Consider the following 17,006-nt stretch of genomic DNA (forward strand, 5'->3'; position numbering starts at 1 on the left):
ATCGGTCCTTAGCGGTTTTTCCATTGCGGGCTGCGCTTCTCCAGAAAGGCGGTGACGCCTTCTTTCTGGTCCTCACTATCAAACAGCATGACAAAGCGCTCACGCTCCTCAGGCAACACCTGATAGGGGCCCCGCATGCGGCTGCTCTGGATCAATGCCTTGCAGTGCATGACGGAGACCGGGCTTTGTTGCTCCACCTTGGCAGCCAGCTCCAGCGCCTTCTCCAGTGCCTGACCTTTGGCCACCACCTCTTCTGCCAGGCCAATCTGCAAGGCGGTGGCAGCATCCACCCGCTCGCCGAGCAGGATCATGCGTTTGGCCCAGCCTTCGCCTGCCAGCCAGGCCAGGTTCTGTGTCCCCCCCGCGCAGGGCAGCAAGCCCACCTTGGCTTCCGGCAGCGCCATCACCGCTTGTGCCTCCACCACGCGCAGGTCACACGCCAGGGCGGCTTCCAGGCCACCGCCCATGGCGTAGCCATTGATGGCGGCAATCGAGACGCCACGGAAAGTGGCCAAGGCCTCAAAGGCTTCGCCAAAGATGCGCGAGACACTGGCCGCTACGCCCTTGTCACCACTGGCAAACTGATTGAGGTCCGCCCCGGCGCTGAAGAACTTCTCGCCTTGTCCGGTCAGGATCAGGCTGTAAATGTCTTTATCCTCATTCAGTGCCCGCACGGTATCGCGCAAGGCCGTCAGGCTGGCGACGGTCCAGGTATTGGCAGGTGGATTGGCAATGGTAATGATGGCCACATGACCGCGTTTTTCCAGTTCAATACTCATATTTTCCCTCAACGCTTAGCGCAGGCGAGCCAGCACAGCCTCATCCTGCAAGGCTCGGCCAACAATGACCCGCATGATTTCATTACTGCCTTCCAGAATCTGGTGTACCCGGGTATCCCGCACCATGCGCTCCAGCGGGTATTCGCGGATATAGCCATAGCCGCCAAACAGCTGCAGGGCCTCATTGCAGACCTTGAAGCCCACATCCGTCGCAAAGCGCTTGGCCATGGCACAGTAGGCGGTGGCATCCACATCTCCGGCATCCAGTTTGCAGGCTGCCAGTCGCACCATTTGCCGGGCCGCAATCAGCTCGGTCAGCATGTCGGCCAGTTTGAACTGGGTGATCTGGAAGTCCATGATGGCCTGACCAAACTGCTGCCGCCCTTTGACGTAGCTACAGGCGGCATCCAGCGCAGCTTGCGCGGTACCCACCGAGCAGCTGGCAATATTCAGGCGCCCGCCGTCCAGCCCTTTCATGGCAATGCGGAAGCCTTCGCCCTCCTCACCCAGCCGCTGCCGGGCGGGAACATGCACATCCTCAAACGTTATGGCACGGGTGGGCTGGCTGTTCCAGCCCATCTTGCTTTCCTTGCGCCCATAGCTGATACCAGGGCTATCAGCTGCGACCACAAACGCCGAGATCCCCTTCGCGCCGGGTCCGCCGGTGCGGGCCATCACCACCAGCACGTCACTCTCACCACCACCGGAGATGAACATCTTGCTGCCATTCAGCCGGTAGCCATCACCATCCAGCGTCGCACTGGTTTTCAAGGCGGCGGCATCCGAGCCATTGCCCGGCTCCGTCAGGCAATAGGAGCCCAGCAGCTCGCCTGCCACCATGCCTGGCACCCATTGCTCGGCCACCTCGCGCTGCGCCCAGCTGGCAATCATCCAGGTCGCCATATTGTGGATGGTCAGGTAAGCCGTGGTGGAAGTGCAGCCGGCCGACAGCGCCTCAAAAATGATACTGGCGTCCAGCCGGCTCAACGCCAGGCCACCATAGGCTTCCGGGGTATAAATACCGCAAAAGCCCATCTCACCGGCTTGGCGCAGGGTGTCCTTGGGAAAGAGGCTTTCTTCGTCCCAGTGCGCGGCATGCGGCGCCAGTTCGCCGGCGGCAAAGGCTTGTGCCGCCGCCTGCAAGGCCAGCTGATCGTCGTTCAGTGAGAAATCCATATCTGACCTCAGCGCAAGCTGATGGTGGTATTGACCTTGCCACCGGTGGAAGCCGGATCATCAAACCAGCGTGCGGTAACGGTCTTGGTCTGGGTGTAGAACAGCACCACCTGCTTGCCATACGGCCCCAGATCCCCCAGCTTGCTGGCGCGTGAACCGGTAAAGCTGAACAGCGGCACCGGCACCGGGATCGGCACATTGATCCCCACCTGCCCGACATCAATCTCCTCCTGGAATTTGCGCGCGGCAGCCCCGCTCTGGGTAAAGATGGCGGTGCCGTTACCGTTCGGGTTGGCGTTGATGAAGTCGATGGCCTCATCCAGCGAGTCGGCAGCCACCAGGCACAGTACCGGCCCGAAAATTTCCTGGTCATAAATGGCCATGCCGGGTTTGACGCCACTGAAGATGGTCGGGCCAACAAAGTTACCCTGATCAAAGCCCGCCACCTGCACCTGACGGCCATCAAGCTCCAGCGTAGCGCCATCGGCCACCCCGCGCTCAATCAAGCTCTGTACCCGTTCCTTGGCGGAGCAGGAAATCAGCGGGCCGACATCCGTACCGGGCTCTGTCCCGGCACTGACCTTGAGCGTGCGGGCTTTGGCCACCAGCTCCGGAATCCACTGCTGCGCTTCACCCACCAGCACCGCCACCGTCAACGCCATGCAACGCTGACCTGCCGCGCCAAATGCCGCCCCGGTCAGCTGGTTCAGTGCCTGTTCCTTGTTGGCATCCGGCAGCACAATGGCGTGATTCTTGGCCCCCATCATGCATTGCACCCTTTTACCCGCCAGTGATGCACGCTGGTAAACGTGAGTACCAACCTTGCTGGAGCCTACAAAGGAAATGGCCTTGATGTCCGGGTGGTCACACAGACGGTTCACCACCTCTGGCCCGCCATGTACCACGTTCAGCACCCCGGCCGGAATACCCGCTTCCAGCGCCAGCTCAACCAGTTTTGTGGTGACCATCGGGTCTTGCTCGGAAGGCTTCAGCACAAAGGTATTGCCACAGGCAATCGCCATCGGGAACATCCACAGCGGAATCATGGCCGGGAAATTGAACGGGGTAATCCCGGCGCAGACGCCCAGCGGCTGCATCAGGGTATAGGTATCCACCCCACCGGCCACATTCTCGGCAAACTCACCCATTTGCAGCGTACCGATATTGGCGGCATGCTCCACCACCTCCAGCCCGCGGAAAATGTCGCCCTCTGCATCTGCCAGCGTCTTGCCCTGCTCGGCCGTCAGCACGGCTGCCAGCGCCTTCATGTGCTCGCGGATCAACTGTTGCAGACGCAGGAAGATGCGGGCGCGGGTACCAATCGGTGTCCGTTTCCAGCTGGCAAACGCCTGACGCGCAGCAGCAACAGCGGCATCCACTTCTTCCACCGTTGCCATGGGCACCTGGGCCAGTACCTGCTGGGTAGCCGGGTTAATGACGTCACGCCATTGCGTGGTCTGGCTCTGGACCCATTCGCCATTGATCAACAGGGGGATGCGCTGCATGGTGGACTCCTCTACCCTTCTTGGGGGTGTGTTCATGGTTTGACTGGTCAAGCCAGCCCCAAAGTCTCGCGCTGCCTTTTGGGCAGGCGCGATGCAATCAAATGCCAGGACCGGCTGATCAGTGCTTCCACCTCTTCATCCGGCAGCACGCAATCTGCCTCCAGCAATAGCCAGTGGTTACGCGCCAGATAGGGCGCAGGCTGGATACCCGGCAGATCGGAAAGTTCGAGAAAACGATGGCTGTCGACCTTGATCGACATCGCTGCCTGGGGCTGCCCCCGCTCATCCAGCCGGATGATGGCGAACAGTTTCTCCGCCACCATGCAGCAGTGGGCATTGCCCCACTTCACATCCTCCTGAACACCCGGCAAGGTGCGGCAATGGGCCAGCAAGCGGTGAATATTCATCAGGCGCCCTCATGGCAGCTTGTCGATTCAGCGGCGGGTGAGAGGGCGAGACCCGCCTTCTCGGGCAGCGGTTGCCAACGGCGGCCATCCCAGCGCTGCAAGAATAGTTGGGTACTGCCTCGACGATCCTGACACCGAGTCTGCAGCGGCAGCATGATGCCCTCCGCGCCCAGCGCCTGCAGTCGGGAAGGACTCAGGTTCAGGTGGGACAGACTCCATGCCCACTGTCGACCATCCAGGCTGCGTACGCCAAAGCGGCTCTGTCCGCCGCGCAACGCTTCCGCCAGAATGATGCCTTGCATCACACCCCGGTTGTACGCCACCGAACCGAGGTCTTGCCGCTGCAGCATGCGCCCCTGTCCCTGCCCATAAACGACCCGCTTGATGTCCTCGATGACTGGAAAGCGCTGTCCCTCAGCGACCAGACTCACGCTGGTATAGCCTTTGGCCTGTAGCGCCACCGGCTGGACTGCCTCTTCCAGGCCAGACCAGCTGCTGCCGATGATGCGTGACATGGGCAGGCCACTCTGCGCGGCTTTGCCTAACGCAACCGGGGTCATCCTGTCCCAGCCTCGAAGCAGTACCCCGGCCGGTTTCAACCGACCGATCTGTCCCCATGCAGCCTGCTGCTCCTCACCCGGTGGGCTAACGGGCAGGTGAATCAGGCGTGCCTCGGCCTGGCGTGCCAAGCCATCCAGCACCGGCAGCGCAGCGCGGGCATAGTCCGAATCCAGGTACAGGTCGACGACCGTCTTGCCGCGCAAGACCTGCGCCTGTGCAAGGGTTCGCCACATGGCCTCGGCTTCGGCCGCCGCATCCGGGCCCAGAGCAAACTGATACGACGTACTGGCCAGCTTGCCGGGTTCCGGCGTGAAGCCTCCCGTCATCAGCAGCGGCATACGCTGCTGCTCTGACCACGCATCCAGCATCAGCATGGCCCCATTGGAGGGCACATTGAGCACAGTCGCCCCGCGCGCCTGCAGCTGGCGGGCGCAGACGTCCACCCGGTCCATCCGGTAGCCGGTTTCGCAGGACAGCAGCTTGATGGGCTGGCCATTGACCCCGCCATCACGCAGGTTCAGCAGGGTCAGATAGTCTTCCAGCCCGCCCGCCACTTTAGTCCCCAGCGCAGCGTACGGACCCGTCCGGTATTGCAGGACACCAATGGCCTGCTCTGCGGATACCATCAGCGGCAGCACGCCCAGCATCAGCGCCCCCCACCTTGCCCACTGTCCCGGATTCCCTCGTTTCACCTGCACCCTCCTGTTGATTGTTGGCGAGTGGTAAGCATAACCAGAATCCGGGTCAGTTGGGGGAATCAGGCGGCCTGCTGAATCGTGATGACGCCATGCTGGTACTGATGCAGTTTTTCAGCCTGCATGCCGCGCACCTTCTCCACATTGGCTTCCTTGACATGACCGTAACCACGAATCAGCTCCGGCAACGCCGCAATGTCCGCCGCCTGCGCCAGCTTGTCCGCCTTGAGGCCGGGCAGCAGTGTATCTACCAGCGCTTCGTAGTCCTTGATCAGCTGCCGTTCCATCTTGCGCTCTGCCTGATAGCCAAACGGGTCCAGCGCCGTGCCACGCAAACCTTTGAATTTGGCCAGCAAGCCAAAGGCCTTCATCATCCACGGGCCAAAGCGGCGCTTCTTCGGCTCGGTGCCATCTTTCTGCAGCCAGGTAGGCCCCAGATGGAAGCTCAGCTTGTAGTTACCGCCAAAGGTGGCAGCCAAGTCTTTCAGGAACTGACCATCGCTGTACAGACGCGCGACTTCATACTCATCCTTATACGCCAGCAGCTTGAAGTAGTTGCGTGCCACCGCCCAGCTGAGTCGGGTGGAGCCCGCCTGCGCCGCTTGCTCCGCTTGCTGTACGCGCTCAACCAGCGCACGATAGCGCGCGGACAGTGCTTCTCCCTGGTAATCCACCAGGAATGCAGCACGGTGCGCGATCAGTTGCTCCAGTGTCTGCGGCATGGCTACGGTCTTGGCCTGCTGCTCAGGGAACGCTACCTTTTCCACGGCAGTGCTATCTACCGCGGCATGGCGGCCCCACAGGAATGCGGTCTGGTTGAACGACACGGCAGCGCCATTGAGCTCAATTGCTTTCATGATGGCGTCTTCCGTGACCGGCACCAAGCCGCGTTGCCAGGCAAAACCCAGCATAAACATGTTGGCCGCAATGGAATCACCCAGCAGCGCAGTGGCCAGACGGGTGGCATTCACGGCAGCAAAGCGCTCCTCGCCTACCGTTTCCAGCAGGGTCTGGGTCATGGCAGCTGCCGGGAAGCGGGCATCCGGGTTACGGGTAAACTCGCTGGTCGGCGATTCGTAACTGTTCACCACCGCGTGGCTGAAGCCCAGCCGCATCTTGGCCAGCGCCTCAGCACTGACCGTCACCACCAGGTCGCAACCCAGTACCAGATTGGCATCGCCTGCGGCGATACGCACTGCATGCAGTTGTGCCTGGTCTGCCGCGATCCGGATGTGGGACCAGACGGCCCCGCCCTTTTGCGCCAGGCCTGCCATGTCCAGCACGGTGATGCCCTTGCCATCCAGATGCGCAGCCACGCCCAGGATCTGGCCGATGGTGACCACCCCGGTGCCACCGACGCCGGTCACCATGATGCCGTACGGATGATCCAGCGACGGCAAAACCGGCGCTGCCAGTACGGGTAGCTGTTGCAATTCACCCTTGCCTGCCTTGCTCTTGCGCACTTCACCGCCTTCTACCGTGACAAAGCTGGGGCAGAAACCGTTGATGCAGGAGAAATCCTTGTTGCAGGAAGATTGGTCAATCTTGCGCTTGCGGCCCAATTCGGTTTCCGACGGCAACACCGACAAACATTGCGATTTGGCGCTGCAGTCACCGCAGCCCTCACAGACGCGCTCATTGATGAATACGCGCTGGTTCGGGTCCGGATAGGTGCCACGCTTGCGCCGACGGCGTTTTTCCGCCGCACAGGTCTGGTCGTGAATCAGGATGGTGGTCCCCGCAATCTCACGCAGCTCTCGCTGTAGGCGGTCCAGCTCGGAGCGATGGAAGACTTCCACGCCAGGGGCCAGATTGCTGACACCCTCATACTTCTCTGGCTCGTCGCTGGTGATGACGATGCGCTTGACGCCCTCTGCCGCCAGCTGGCGGGTAATCATCGGCACGTCCAGCGGGCCATCCACCTGTTGGCCGCCAGTCATCGCAACGGCATCGTTATAGAGGATTTTGTAGGTAATGTTGACCTTGGAAGCAATCGCCGCCCGAATTGCCAGCAAGCCCGAGTGGAAATAGGTACCGTCCCCCAGATTGGTGAAGATGTGCTGTGTTTCGGTAAACGGAGACTGACCGATCCAGGTGACGCCTTCGCCACCCATCTGGGTGAAGGTTTTGGTGTTCGGGTCGATCCAGGTCGCCATGTAGTGGCAACCAATCCCGCCATGAGCCCGGCTACCAGCCGGTACCTTGGTCGAAGTGTTGTGCGGGCAGCCCGAGCAGTAATGCGGCATGCGGGCAATGCTCTCGCGCGGCTGAATCAGCTGCGCCTCCTTGGCCTCATAGAAGGCCAGACGCTCACGGATGATGTCGCTGTCAAAGAAGCGGGCAATACGGCTGGCAATGGCCCGTGCAATCATGGCCGGGGTCAGTTCACCGGCGGCAGGCAACAGCCAGGCGCCGTGCGGCAAAGCCCATTCGCCCTTCTCGTCAAACTTGCCGACCACGCGCGGACGCACATCCTCACGCCAGTTATACAGCTGCTCTTTGAGCTGATACTCAATGATCTGGCGTTTTTCTTCGATGACCAGAATCTCTTCCAGCCCCTCGGCAAACTGGTGTACGCCTTCCGCTTCCAGCGGCCAGGGCATGCCAACCTTGAAGATGCGCAGGCCAATGTCCTGTGCCAGTTTTTCGTCAATGCCCAGGTCGTCCAGCGCCTGCATCACGTCCAGGTAGGATTTACCGCTGGTGATGATGCCCAGTTTGGGTTGCGGGCTGTCGATCACCACCCGGTTCAGCTTGTTGACCCGGGCATAGGCCAGTGCGGCATACAGGCGGTGATGCAGCACGCGCTCTTCCTGCGCCAGCGGGGTATCCGGCCAGCGAATGGAGAGGCCATCCTTGGGCAGCACCACGTCTTCAGGCAGCACCACCTGCACCCGCTCCGGGCTGACGTCCACAATGGCGGAACTCTCCACGGTGTCGGTAATGGCTTTCATCGCCACCCAGCAACCGGAGTAGCGGCTCATCGCCCAGCCATGCAGGCCAAAGTCGAGGAATTCCTGTACGCCAGCCGGGCTGAGCACCGGAATCATCGAGGCGGACAGGATATGGTCTGACTGGTGAGGAAAGGTGGAAGACTTGGCAGCATGATCGTCACCTGCGATCACCAGCACCCCGCCGTGCTGGCTGGTACCCGCGGCGTTGCCATGCTTGAGCACATCCCCGCTGCGGTCCACGCCCGGCCCTTTGCCATACCACATGGCAAACACGCCATCGTACTTGGCCCCGGGGAACAGGTTGACCTGCTGGCTACCCCACACGGCTGTCGCGGCCAGATCCTCATTGATGCCATGTTCAAAGTGAACATGGTGGGCCTTGAGGTACTTGCCTGCCTTTTCCATCGCCTGGTCTACCCCGCCCAGAGGGGAGCCCCGGTAGCCGGAAATGAAGCCGGCGGTATTCAAGCCGGCCAGCTGATCTCGCTGGCGCTGCATCATGGGTAGCCGGACCAGCGCCTGGATACCGGTCATGAATACCGGGCCGCGCTCGGCCGTGTACTTGTCGTCGAGCGACAGTTCACGTGTGGTCATGGTGTCTTCCTCAAAAATTGTGTTCTCAAGGTGTCGCCCTGCCGGGTAGGCAGGCTATGGGTGTGACCGTGGCGCGCCGTCGTTCAGGCGCGCCGATGCTCGTCCAGACTGGTGATGGTACGCCAAAGGCTGGGTAAACCGGCAGCGCATGATCCATCCCGCCCAGTGGACAGTACAACGACCCTTGTTTCCTGTTATAGACTTCTGACGCCAACTGGTTTCACGATACGTTACGTTTACGTAAACGTCAATAAGTATCACCCCGCAAGAATACACCGTTATCACCGGGGTTTTCTGCCAACTGACCCGGAAATTCACCTTGCACCCCTGATGAGGCCTACCTAAGATGAACTGAGCCCCCGCTCATAACATGGAGACGGATCATAATGAACATCGACGCGGTATTCGAAAAAACCCACCTGCTGCCGACCATCCCGCGCGTGGTGCAGGAACTGATCGACAGCTTCAATCAGGAAGACATCGAAATTGGCAGTATCGCCAAGCGGGTGGCGGTGGATCAGGTGCTGACCGCCAAGGTGTTACGGCTGGCCAATTCGGCACACTATGGCTCCACCCGACAGATCGGCTCTGTGGATGATGCCGTTGTCGTACTGGGCTTCAACAGTTTGCGAACATTGGTGATTGCATCCGGTATTACCGGTGCCTTTTCCCAGATGCCCGGGTTTGACCGCGATCGCTTCTGGCAACATTCACTGCATGTTGCCAGCATCGCCAAGTGGCTGGCCCGGCATGGCACCATGAAACTCAATGGCGAGATTGCCTTTACTGCAGGCCTGATGCATGGCATTGGTCAGTTGCTGCTGCACATCGTGCTGCCCAAGGAATCCGCCACGCTGCAAAAAACCTCGAACATCGGCACCCCGGCCGCCCGTGTCGACCTTGAGCAAGCCACCATGGGCATTGACCACTGTGAGGTGGGCACCGAGCTGGCCCGGCGCTGGAACTTCCCGGATGATATCCAGCGTGCCATCGCGCACTATGCTCAACCGGAACAGCTGAAACCCATGCACCCGTATGCGGCCTTGATTCATCTGGCCGTATTTCTGGCGACGCTGCTGGAAAATGATGGCGGAGAGGAAGAGGTCGAAGAGGGGTTCCCGGCTGAAGCCGCTTCTCCCTTCAGTTTCACACCGGAGATGCTGTGTGCCGCCCTGCCCGAGCTCAAAGAGCTCAGTACGGCGATGGATTCACTGATCTGACCGCTGCCCTGCCCCCCACCCAAGGCCACGGAAACAGTGGCCTTTTTCATTGCTGCGACACTGCGTCACATGGTCAAGCGGCTCACGGCATCTGACAATACGCGCCTGACAACCCTCAACCCAAATGCCAGGTGCAACTCATCATGATTCTTTCCCGCATTGCATTGTCCCTGACCGGCGCGGTCTTGTTCCCGCTTGCTGCACAAGCCCATGTCACCCTGGAGCAAGGCAGCGCCGAAGCTGGGAAAAGCTACAAGGCGGTACTGCGCATTCCCCATGGCTGCGATGGCAGTGCCACGACGGGTATCCAGGTGACCTTGCCCGACGGTGTACGGCAGGCCAAGCCGATGCCACACGCGGGCTGGAGTGTGCAGGTCGTGAAGGAAAAGCTGGCGCAGCCTTACGACTGGCATGGTGACACCATCACCGAGGACGTTCGCCGCATCCGCTGGCAAGGCGGCAACCTGCCGGATGCGTATTACGACGAATTTGTGTTCCGCATCCAGCTTCCGCCGGATGCCGGGAAAACGCTGTACTTCAAGGTCAAGCAACAGTGTGAGAAAGGTGAAATCGACTGGGCAGCAGTGCCGGGCGACAGCAGCGGCAATGACCATCCGGCAGCGAGTCTGAAGCTGCTGCCCCCCGCCAGCAGCGGCCACTAAGCATCCTCGTTTCGCGTCGGGCCGCCACTCAGGTGGCCCACGCCCCTACCCGCCCGACCGCTTTCAACCAGCCGGCCAGACGCTGCTGCGCCTCATCGCGACTCATGCGTGGTTCAAACCGGTGGTCCAGCTGCCATTGTGACTGCAATTCATCCAGCCCCTGCCATACACCGGCTTGCAGACCTGCCAGATAAGCCGCACCCAATGCCGTGGTTTCCAGCACCTTGGGACGCAAGACGGGTATCCCCAGCAGATCTGCCTGGAACTGCAGCAGGGTCGCGTTGGCGGCGGCGCCACCATCGACACGCAATTCCGTCACAGGCTGAGACGCATCGGCTTGCATGGCCAGCAGCAGCTCAGCAGACTGGAATGCAATCGCTTCCAGCGCCGCGCGGGCAATGTGCGCACGGTTCGTGCCACGGGAGAGGCCCAGCAAACCTCCACGTGCATGCGGGTCCCAGTGCGGCGCCCCCAATCCGGTAAAGGCAGGAACCAGATAGACACCGCCACTGTCCGGCACCGAGTTGGCCAGACTCTCGATCTCGGCAGCATGCTCAATGATGCCGAGGCCATCACGCAGCCATTGCACCACGGCGCCACCCATGAACACGCTGCCCTCCAAGGCGTAATGCGGTTGATCGCCGAACTGCGCCGCCGCCGTAGTCAGCAAGCCATGGGTCGATACTCGTGCTTCAGAACCCGTTTGTAGCAGCATGAAGCAGCCGGTACCGTATGTATTCTTGGCCATACCCGGCTGGTGACAACCTTGCCCGAACAAAGCCGCCTGTTGGTCGCCAGCCATACCTCCTATCGGGACTGCGGTCCCCAGCAGTGAGACATCCAGTACCCCCATTGGTGCACAGGAAGGCCTTACTTCGGGCAGCATGCCGCGCGGGATGTTGAGGAGGGCCAGCAGGTCGTCGTCCCAACACCCTCTGTGAATATCGAACATCAGGGTGCGTGATGCATTGCTCACGTCCGTGACATGACTGCGCCCTCCGCTAAGCCGCCACGTCAGCCAGCTGTCAATGGTGCCGAAAGCCAGCTTACCGGCTTGGGCCTGAGCGCGTGCGCCAGGCACATGGTCCAGCAGCCAGGCCAGTTTGGTACCGGAGAAGTAAGGGTCCAGCACCAGACCAGTACGCTCACGAAACAGCGCTTCATGGCCAGCCTGTCTTAATTGCTCGCAATGATCTGCGGTGCGCCGGTCCTGCCAGACAATGGCATTGTAGATGGGATAGCCGGTTTGCCGATCCCAGACTACCGTGGTTTCACGCTGGTTGGTGATGCCGATGGAGGCCACTTGTGCTGCACTGACTCCTGCCTTGTGCAGCACGCTACGCAGTGTGTGAAGTTGGCTCTGCCAGATGGCTTCGGGATCATGTTCCACCCAGCCGGAATGTGGAAATATCTGTGGGAACTCCTGCTGCGCTGTAGCGACAATGTTTGCCTGCTCGTCAAACAGGATACTGCGTGAACTGGTGGTTCCCTGATCCAGGGCAAGCACATAACGCATACACCACTCCTTGAGTGCAACCCCGCGTGCATGCACGGGGTATGAAAGGCAAACTGTAGTTCACAGTGTACCGACCTTTGCGATGGCCACCAAAAAAAGAGGGGTGTTGCCACCCCTGTCAAGCTCACACGAGGAAACGGTTTACTTGCTCACTTGTTCAGCAAGCCATCACGATGCTGGTGCAGCCATGCTTCCAGACGTGTTGCGGCATCCGCAGGCAAATGCAATCCCAGCTTGCTGCGACGCCACAGGATGTCTTCCGCTGTACAGGCCCATTCCTGCCGCACCAGATAATGCAGCTCCGCCGCATAAACCCCAGGAAGGACTTCCTCGGCCATGACCCCGCCCAGCTGGATGTCGGACAGGATGGTCGTACTGCAACTACCATAGGTGCGGGCATAACGGGCCAGCATGGCGGCAGGCAAAGACGGGCATGCCTCTTGCAGCTGTCGGGCGTATACGGCGATTCCCCCAGCAGGCAGGTCGCCACCTGGCAGTACCGCATTCGCAGTCCAGGAGCGGGCGGTGCTGTTCAGCAGCGGCTGCAGGCGCTCCACCGCTTCTTCCGCCAACTTGCGGAAGGTGGTGATCTTGCCGCCAAACACGGACAGCAACGGCGGCTCGCCATGGTCGGCATCCAGCTCCAGCGAGTAGTCACGCGTGACACTGGCCGCGCTGGCGGATTCGTCGTCCAGCAAAGGCCGCACGCCGGAGTAGTGCCACACCACATCGCCCGGGGTAATCTGTTGCTTGAAATAACGCCCGGCCATGTCGCACAGATAGGACACTTCGTCCTGATCAATCGCCACCTTGGCGGCATCCCCCTTGTACTCCACATCAGTGGTGCCAATCAGGGTGAAATCCGTTTCATACGGTATGGCAAAGATGATGCGCTTGTCCGGGTTCTGGAAAATGTAAGCATGATCATGCTCAAACAGCTTGGGCACCACAATGTGGCTCCCTTTGACCAGACGCACCGAACGCTCAGCCTGCACGCCGATGGCGCTTTTCAGCACCTGCCCGACCCACGGCCCCGCCGCATTGACCAGTGCACGCGCCTTGACCCGGCGCGTACTGCCATCCGGACATTGCAGCTCGACCTCCCACACACCATTGACCCGTGCGGCCGCTACGCAGCGGGTTCGAGTGAGGATCTCCGCGCCACGACGCGCCGCATCCATGGCATTGAGCACCACCAGCCGGGCATCCTGCACCCAGCCATCCGAATAGATGAAGCCTTTCTGGAAGCGATCATGCAAGGGCTTGCCCGCCGGATGCCGGGCCAGCTTGACCGAGGTGGAGCCAGGCAGTAATTCACGCCGCGCCAGATGATCGTAAAGAAACAAACCGGCTCGGATCAGCCACGCCGGGCGCAAGTGCTGATCATGTGGCATGACAAAGCGCAGCGGCCAGATGATGTGCGGGGCGGCACGCAGCAACACTTCACGCTCCTGCAAGGCCTTGCGTACCAGAGAAAATTCGTAGTACTCCAGATAGCGCAAACCGCCATGGATCAGCTTGGTGCTGGCTGACGAGGTATGTTGTGCCAGATCATCCTGCTCGCAAAGCAACACGGAGAGGCCGCGTCCTGCCGCATCCCGCGCGATGCCGACACCATTGATGCCGCCACCGATGATGACCAAGTCCAACACATCCTGCATAACATCCTCTACCTGTATGTGAGCCAGCCCGCAGGCTGGTGTTGCTTATCTGGTGATGTTATAGCGTTGCATAGATCGTTTTGCAACATTTATTTTCGTTTATGTTCTTTTTGGATGAATTGTGCGGAAAATATCAGGCAAGCCCACCCATCGTGCAGGTAGTCCTGCACGGCAAACACAATCGGTGTAACATTCTGCCGCCAGCGATTCGTTTTCGCACATTTGCAGGAGACCACTCGAACCATGCTGCTCAACCCCAGACAGCAACAGCTGCTAGAACAGATTCGTCAGCACGGTTTTGTATCGGTCGAAGCGCTGGCCCAGCATTTCAGTGTCACCATGCAAACCATCCGCCGCGACATCAACCAGCTGGCAGAGCAAAACCTGCTGCGTCGCTATCATGGGGGGGCTGGCCTGCCCTCCAGCGTGGAGAACATTGCCTACAACCGGCGACAGGTGTTGAACAGCGATGAGAAGCGCAGCATTGCCACCGCCGTTGCCGCTCAAGTGCAGGATGGCCAGTCACTGATCCTCAATATCGGCACCACTACCGAAGAAGTTGCCCGCGCGCTGGTACAGCACCGCAACCTGTCGGTCATCACCAACAACCTCAATGTGGCGGCGACCCTGGCGGATAACCCCGAGCATGAAGTCATCGTGACCGGCGGGGTGGTCCGCGCTCGAGACCGGGGAATCACCGGCGAGGCCACCATCGACTTTCTGCGACAATTCAAGGTGGATATCGGCATCATCGGCGTATCCAGCATTGAGAACGATGGTACTTTGCGGGATTTTGATTACCGTGAGGTGAAGGTCGCGCAGACCATCATCGAGCAGTCACGTCAGGTGTGGCTGGTGGCCGACAACAGCAAATTCAGCCGCGAGGCACTGGTTCGCCTCGGGCATATCAGTCAGGTGGATGCCCTGTTTACCGATGCGCCGATTCCGGAAGCCCTGCAAGCGGTGATTCGCGAGGCCGGTACCCAGGTCTTCATTACCGCGCAGGTGGGCGCAGCAACCGCGCCGTGATGGCATCCGGGTCCAGCAGGGTACGCAATTCGCCGTACAACGACTCCGCCTCCGGGTAACTGCGGCGCAGGTAACCCAGCCATTGTTTGAGACGTCCAGGCGCATGCTTGGGCTCGACCTTGCGGCGCACCTCGGCGAAAAAGTCCGCCAGAATGGGCAGCATGTCTGCCCAGTGCCATAGCGCTACTTCGCCTGCAGCTGACCGAATCTGCAAGGCCAAGTCAGGCCGGGCCACCAGACCACGTCCGATCATCACGTCCTGCAGGCCGCTGACCTGCCGACAGCGCAAATAATCCGCCACACTCCAGATCTCGCCATTGGCAATCACCGGAACCGTGACCTGCTCCGCAATACGGGCGATCCATTCCCAATGTGCAGGCGGGCGGTAACCTTGCTGTTTGGTGCGCGCATGCACCACCAGTTCCGCCGCCCCGCCGCTGCAGAGTGCCTGTGCTGCCGCAATAGCAGGGGTTGTGTCGTTGACTCCTAGCCGCATCTTGGCCGTAACCGGCACCTGGGCTGGCACCGTCTTGCGCACTTCACTCATGATCTGGAACAGCAGCTCCGGCTCTTCCAGCAGGACGGCGCCACCACGGTGACGGTTGACGGTTTTGGCCGGGCAGCCAAAGTTGAGGTCCACCACCGGCGCGCCCAGCTCGGCGGCACGCGCAGCATTATCCGCCAGGCTGACCGGATCGCTCCCCAGCAGTTGCACCCGTACCGGCACCCCACTACGGGTGCGGGCCGCGTTACGCAGCTCTGGCACGACACGGGTAAAGGTACGTCTTGGCAGCAGGCTACCCGTCACGCGGATGAACTCGCTGACGCACCAGTCCACACCCGGCACCCGAGTCAGCGCATCCCGCATGACATTGTCTGCCAGCCCTTCCATCGGGGCCAATACCAGCCGCATTACCCTGCCCTCACTCAGCCGCGTTGCAACCAAGGGGCTGGCAGCCCACGCGCTTGCCAATGCTGTTCCAAGCGTTGCCACACTTGCTCACGGGCCGTTGCATCCATGGCCACCCATTGCGCCACCTCTTGAAAGGTGCGCCCGCACCCCACGCACACCTCATCACCCAGTGCCGTTGAGCACAGGGCCACACAGGGAGAATCCGGACGTTCAGCGGGCATGGCAGAGGGTCATCGACAAGATCAATCGTCTATTGTACTGCGACTGGTCACAACACCAAAATGTCAGGACCGGCGGAAGGTCACCACGTGGTCTGCCGCCAGCACGATACCAATGGCTTCGCCAAGCTGATGGTCGTGATGGCTAGGCACCAGCGCCAGCAGCAACTGGCCGCTGGGCAACTGCAGCTGATAGAGGAACTCAGCGCCCCGGAACTGCTTGTTGACCACCACGGCACGCAAGGGGGCATCATCCTGGTGCACCACATCATCCGGGCGAATCAACACATCTACCAGCTCACCGGCGCTACCTGCCGCAGCGGTCACGCAGGCAGACTGGGTACACAGCCGCCCCAGCTCGGTCAGCACGCAGCCATCAGGCTGGACCTCCCCCAGAAGCCAGACTTGCTCACCGATGAAGTCCGCAACCTGGTGGGTGGCGGGCTGATGGTAAAGCTGGTACGGCGGTGCCCACTGCAGCAGGCTGCCACGCATCATGACCCCCACCTCATCCGCCAGGATAAAGGCCTCCTGTTGGTCGTGGGTCACCAGCAGCGCCGTGGTGGCACTGGCCTTGAGAATGCGGCGCACCTCTTGCCCCAGCTGCTGCCGCAGGCTCACGTCCAGACTGGAGAAGGGCTCATCCAGCAGCAACAAGCGGGGCCGGGGCGCAAGCGCCCTCGCCAGTGCGACCCGCTGCTGCTGCCCCCCGGAAAGCTGATGCGGCATGGCCTGTGCGTAGCCCTCCAGCCCAACCAGCGTCAGCATGTCCGCGACACGCTGACGCTGCTGGATTTTTGCTTGATTGAACAAGCCAAACGCAATATTGTCCGCCACACTCAGATGCGGGAACAGCGCAAAATCCTGAAACACCAGGCCGATGCCGCGTTGCTGCGCCGCCAGTTGATAATCGGGAGCAGACAGCAATTGCTCCCCCAGCCGGATTTCCCCATGGCGCACCGGCTCCAGCCCTGCAATGGCCCGCAACAAGGTGGTCTTGCCGCAACCCGATGGCCCGAGCAAGCACCCCACCTGACCGGCCGCCAGGGTGAAGCTGATCTGTTCCAGTACCGTGTTTGCGGCATAGCCACAGCTGACACGGTCAATATGCAAGGT

The 17,006-nt window shown here is 60.8% G+C and carries 14 protein-coding genes; 3 read left to right on the forward strand and 11 right to left on the reverse strand.

Annotated elements, in window-relative coordinates:
• Positions 1 to 8: 8 nt before the first annotated feature.
• From HF682_RS01045 to HF682_RS01070, 6 genes are all read right to left on the reverse strand, one after another.
• Positions 9 to 779 (reverse strand): enoyl-CoA hydratase, encoded by a 771-nt coding sequence (locus tag HF682_RS01045; RefSeq protein ID WP_168875406.1) that lies wholly within the window; start codon positions 777 to 779, stop codon positions 9 to 11.
• A gap of 15 nt (positions 780 to 794) precedes the next feature.
• Positions 795 to 1,955 carry an acyl-CoA dehydrogenase family protein gene (locus tag HF682_RS01050; protein ID WP_168875407.1) on the reverse strand — a complete coding sequence of 387 codons (1,161 nt, stop codon included), beginning with the start codon at positions 1,953 to 1,955 and terminating at the stop codon, positions 795 to 797.
• 8 nt (positions 1,956 to 1,963) lie between these two features.
• On the reverse strand, positions 1,964 to 3,460 hold the full coding sequence (locus HF682_RS01055; protein ID WP_168875408.1) for a CoA-acylating methylmalonate-semialdehyde dehydrogenase: 1,497 nt from the start codon (positions 3,458 to 3,460) through the stop codon (positions 1,964 to 1,966).
• 47 nt (positions 3,461 to 3,507) lie between these two features.
• On the reverse strand, positions 3,508 to 3,867 hold the full coding sequence (locus HF682_RS01060; RefSeq protein ID WP_168875409.1) for an MmcQ/YjbR family DNA-binding protein: 360 nt from the start codon (positions 3,865 to 3,867) through the stop codon (positions 3,508 to 3,510).
• Complete coding sequence (locus HF682_RS01065; RefSeq protein WP_168875410.1) at positions 3,867 to 5,120, reverse strand: ABC transporter substrate-binding protein; 1,254 nt, start codon at positions 5,118 to 5,120, stop codon at positions 3,867 to 3,869. Before HF682_RS01065 ends, HF682_RS01060 begins: the two co-directional genes overlap by 1 nt.
• A gap of 65 nt (positions 5,121 to 5,185) precedes the next feature.
• Positions 5,186 to 8,671 (reverse strand): indolepyruvate ferredoxin oxidoreductase family protein, encoded by a 3,486-nt coding sequence (locus HF682_RS01070; protein WP_168875411.1) that lies wholly within the window; start codon positions 8,669 to 8,671, stop codon positions 5,186 to 5,188.
• 386 nt (positions 8,672 to 9,057) lie between these two features.
• Between HF682_RS01070 and HF682_RS01075 the strand changes: the two genes are divergently transcribed.
• A complete protein-coding gene (locus HF682_RS01075; protein ID WP_168875412.1) occupies positions 9,058 to 9,891 on the forward strand; it encodes an HDOD domain-containing protein in 834 nt (277 codons plus the stop codon).
• A 143-nt stretch (positions 9,892 to 10,034) separates the two neighbouring features.
• The gene (locus HF682_RS01080) at positions 10,035 to 10,553 is read left to right on the forward strand and encodes a YcnI family copper-binding membrane protein (protein WP_168875413.1); all 519 of its coding nucleotides are present in this window, start codon (positions 10,035 to 10,037) and stop codon (positions 10,551 to 10,553) included.
• A 28-nt stretch (positions 10,554 to 10,581) separates the two neighbouring features.
• Here the strand turns inward: HF682_RS01080 and glpK are convergent, their stop codons facing one another.
• Positions 10,582 to 12,069 (reverse strand): glycerol kinase GlpK, encoded by a 1,488-nt coding sequence (gene glpK, locus HF682_RS01085; protein ID WP_168875414.1) that lies wholly within the window; start codon positions 12,067 to 12,069, stop codon positions 10,582 to 10,584.
• A gap of 149 nt (positions 12,070 to 12,218) precedes the next feature.
• On the reverse strand, positions 12,219 to 13,730 hold the full coding sequence (gene glpD, locus HF682_RS01090; RefSeq protein WP_168875415.1) for a glycerol-3-phosphate dehydrogenase: 1,512 nt from the start codon (positions 13,728 to 13,730) through the stop codon (positions 12,219 to 12,221).
• Between the two features lie 243 nt (positions 13,731 to 13,973).
• On the opposite strand from glpD, the gene HF682_RS01095 reads away from it, so the two are divergent.
• The gene (locus tag HF682_RS01095) at positions 13,974 to 14,759 is read left to right on the forward strand and encodes a DeoR/GlpR family DNA-binding transcription regulator (protein WP_205881858.1); all 786 of its coding nucleotides are present in this window, start codon (positions 13,974 to 13,976) and stop codon (positions 14,757 to 14,759) included.
• Here HF682_RS01095 and HF682_RS01100 read toward each other — a convergent pair.
• The 3 genes from HF682_RS01100 to HF682_RS01110 all read right to left on the reverse strand — a co-directional run bounded on the left by HF682_RS01100 (position 14,725) and on the right by HF682_RS01110 (position 17,003).
• Complete coding sequence (locus tag HF682_RS01100) at positions 14,725 to 15,672, reverse strand: tRNA dihydrouridine synthase (protein WP_168875416.1); 948 nt, start codon at positions 15,670 to 15,672, stop codon at positions 14,725 to 14,727. The two genes, HF682_RS01095 and HF682_RS01100, sit on opposite strands and share 35 nt — an antisense overlap.
• 14 nt (positions 15,673 to 15,686) lie before the next feature.
• On the reverse strand, positions 15,687 to 15,893 hold the full coding sequence (locus HF682_RS01105; protein ID WP_168875417.1) for a DUF1289 domain-containing protein: 207 nt from the start codon (positions 15,891 to 15,893) through the stop codon (positions 15,687 to 15,689).
• Positions 15,894 to 15,956: 63 nt separating this feature from the next.
• Positions 15,957 to 17,003, reverse strand: coding sequence for an ABC transporter ATP-binding protein (locus HF682_RS01110; RefSeq protein ID WP_240947026.1), 1,047 nt, complete (start codon positions 17,001 to 17,003; stop codon positions 15,957 to 15,959).
• Positions 17,004 to 17,006: the final 3 nt, after the last annotated feature.

It is taken from the genome of Leeia aquatica (assembly GCF_012641365.1).
Lineage (GTDB): Bacteria > Pseudomonadota > Gammaproteobacteria > Burkholderiales > Leeiaceae > Leeia > Leeia aquatica.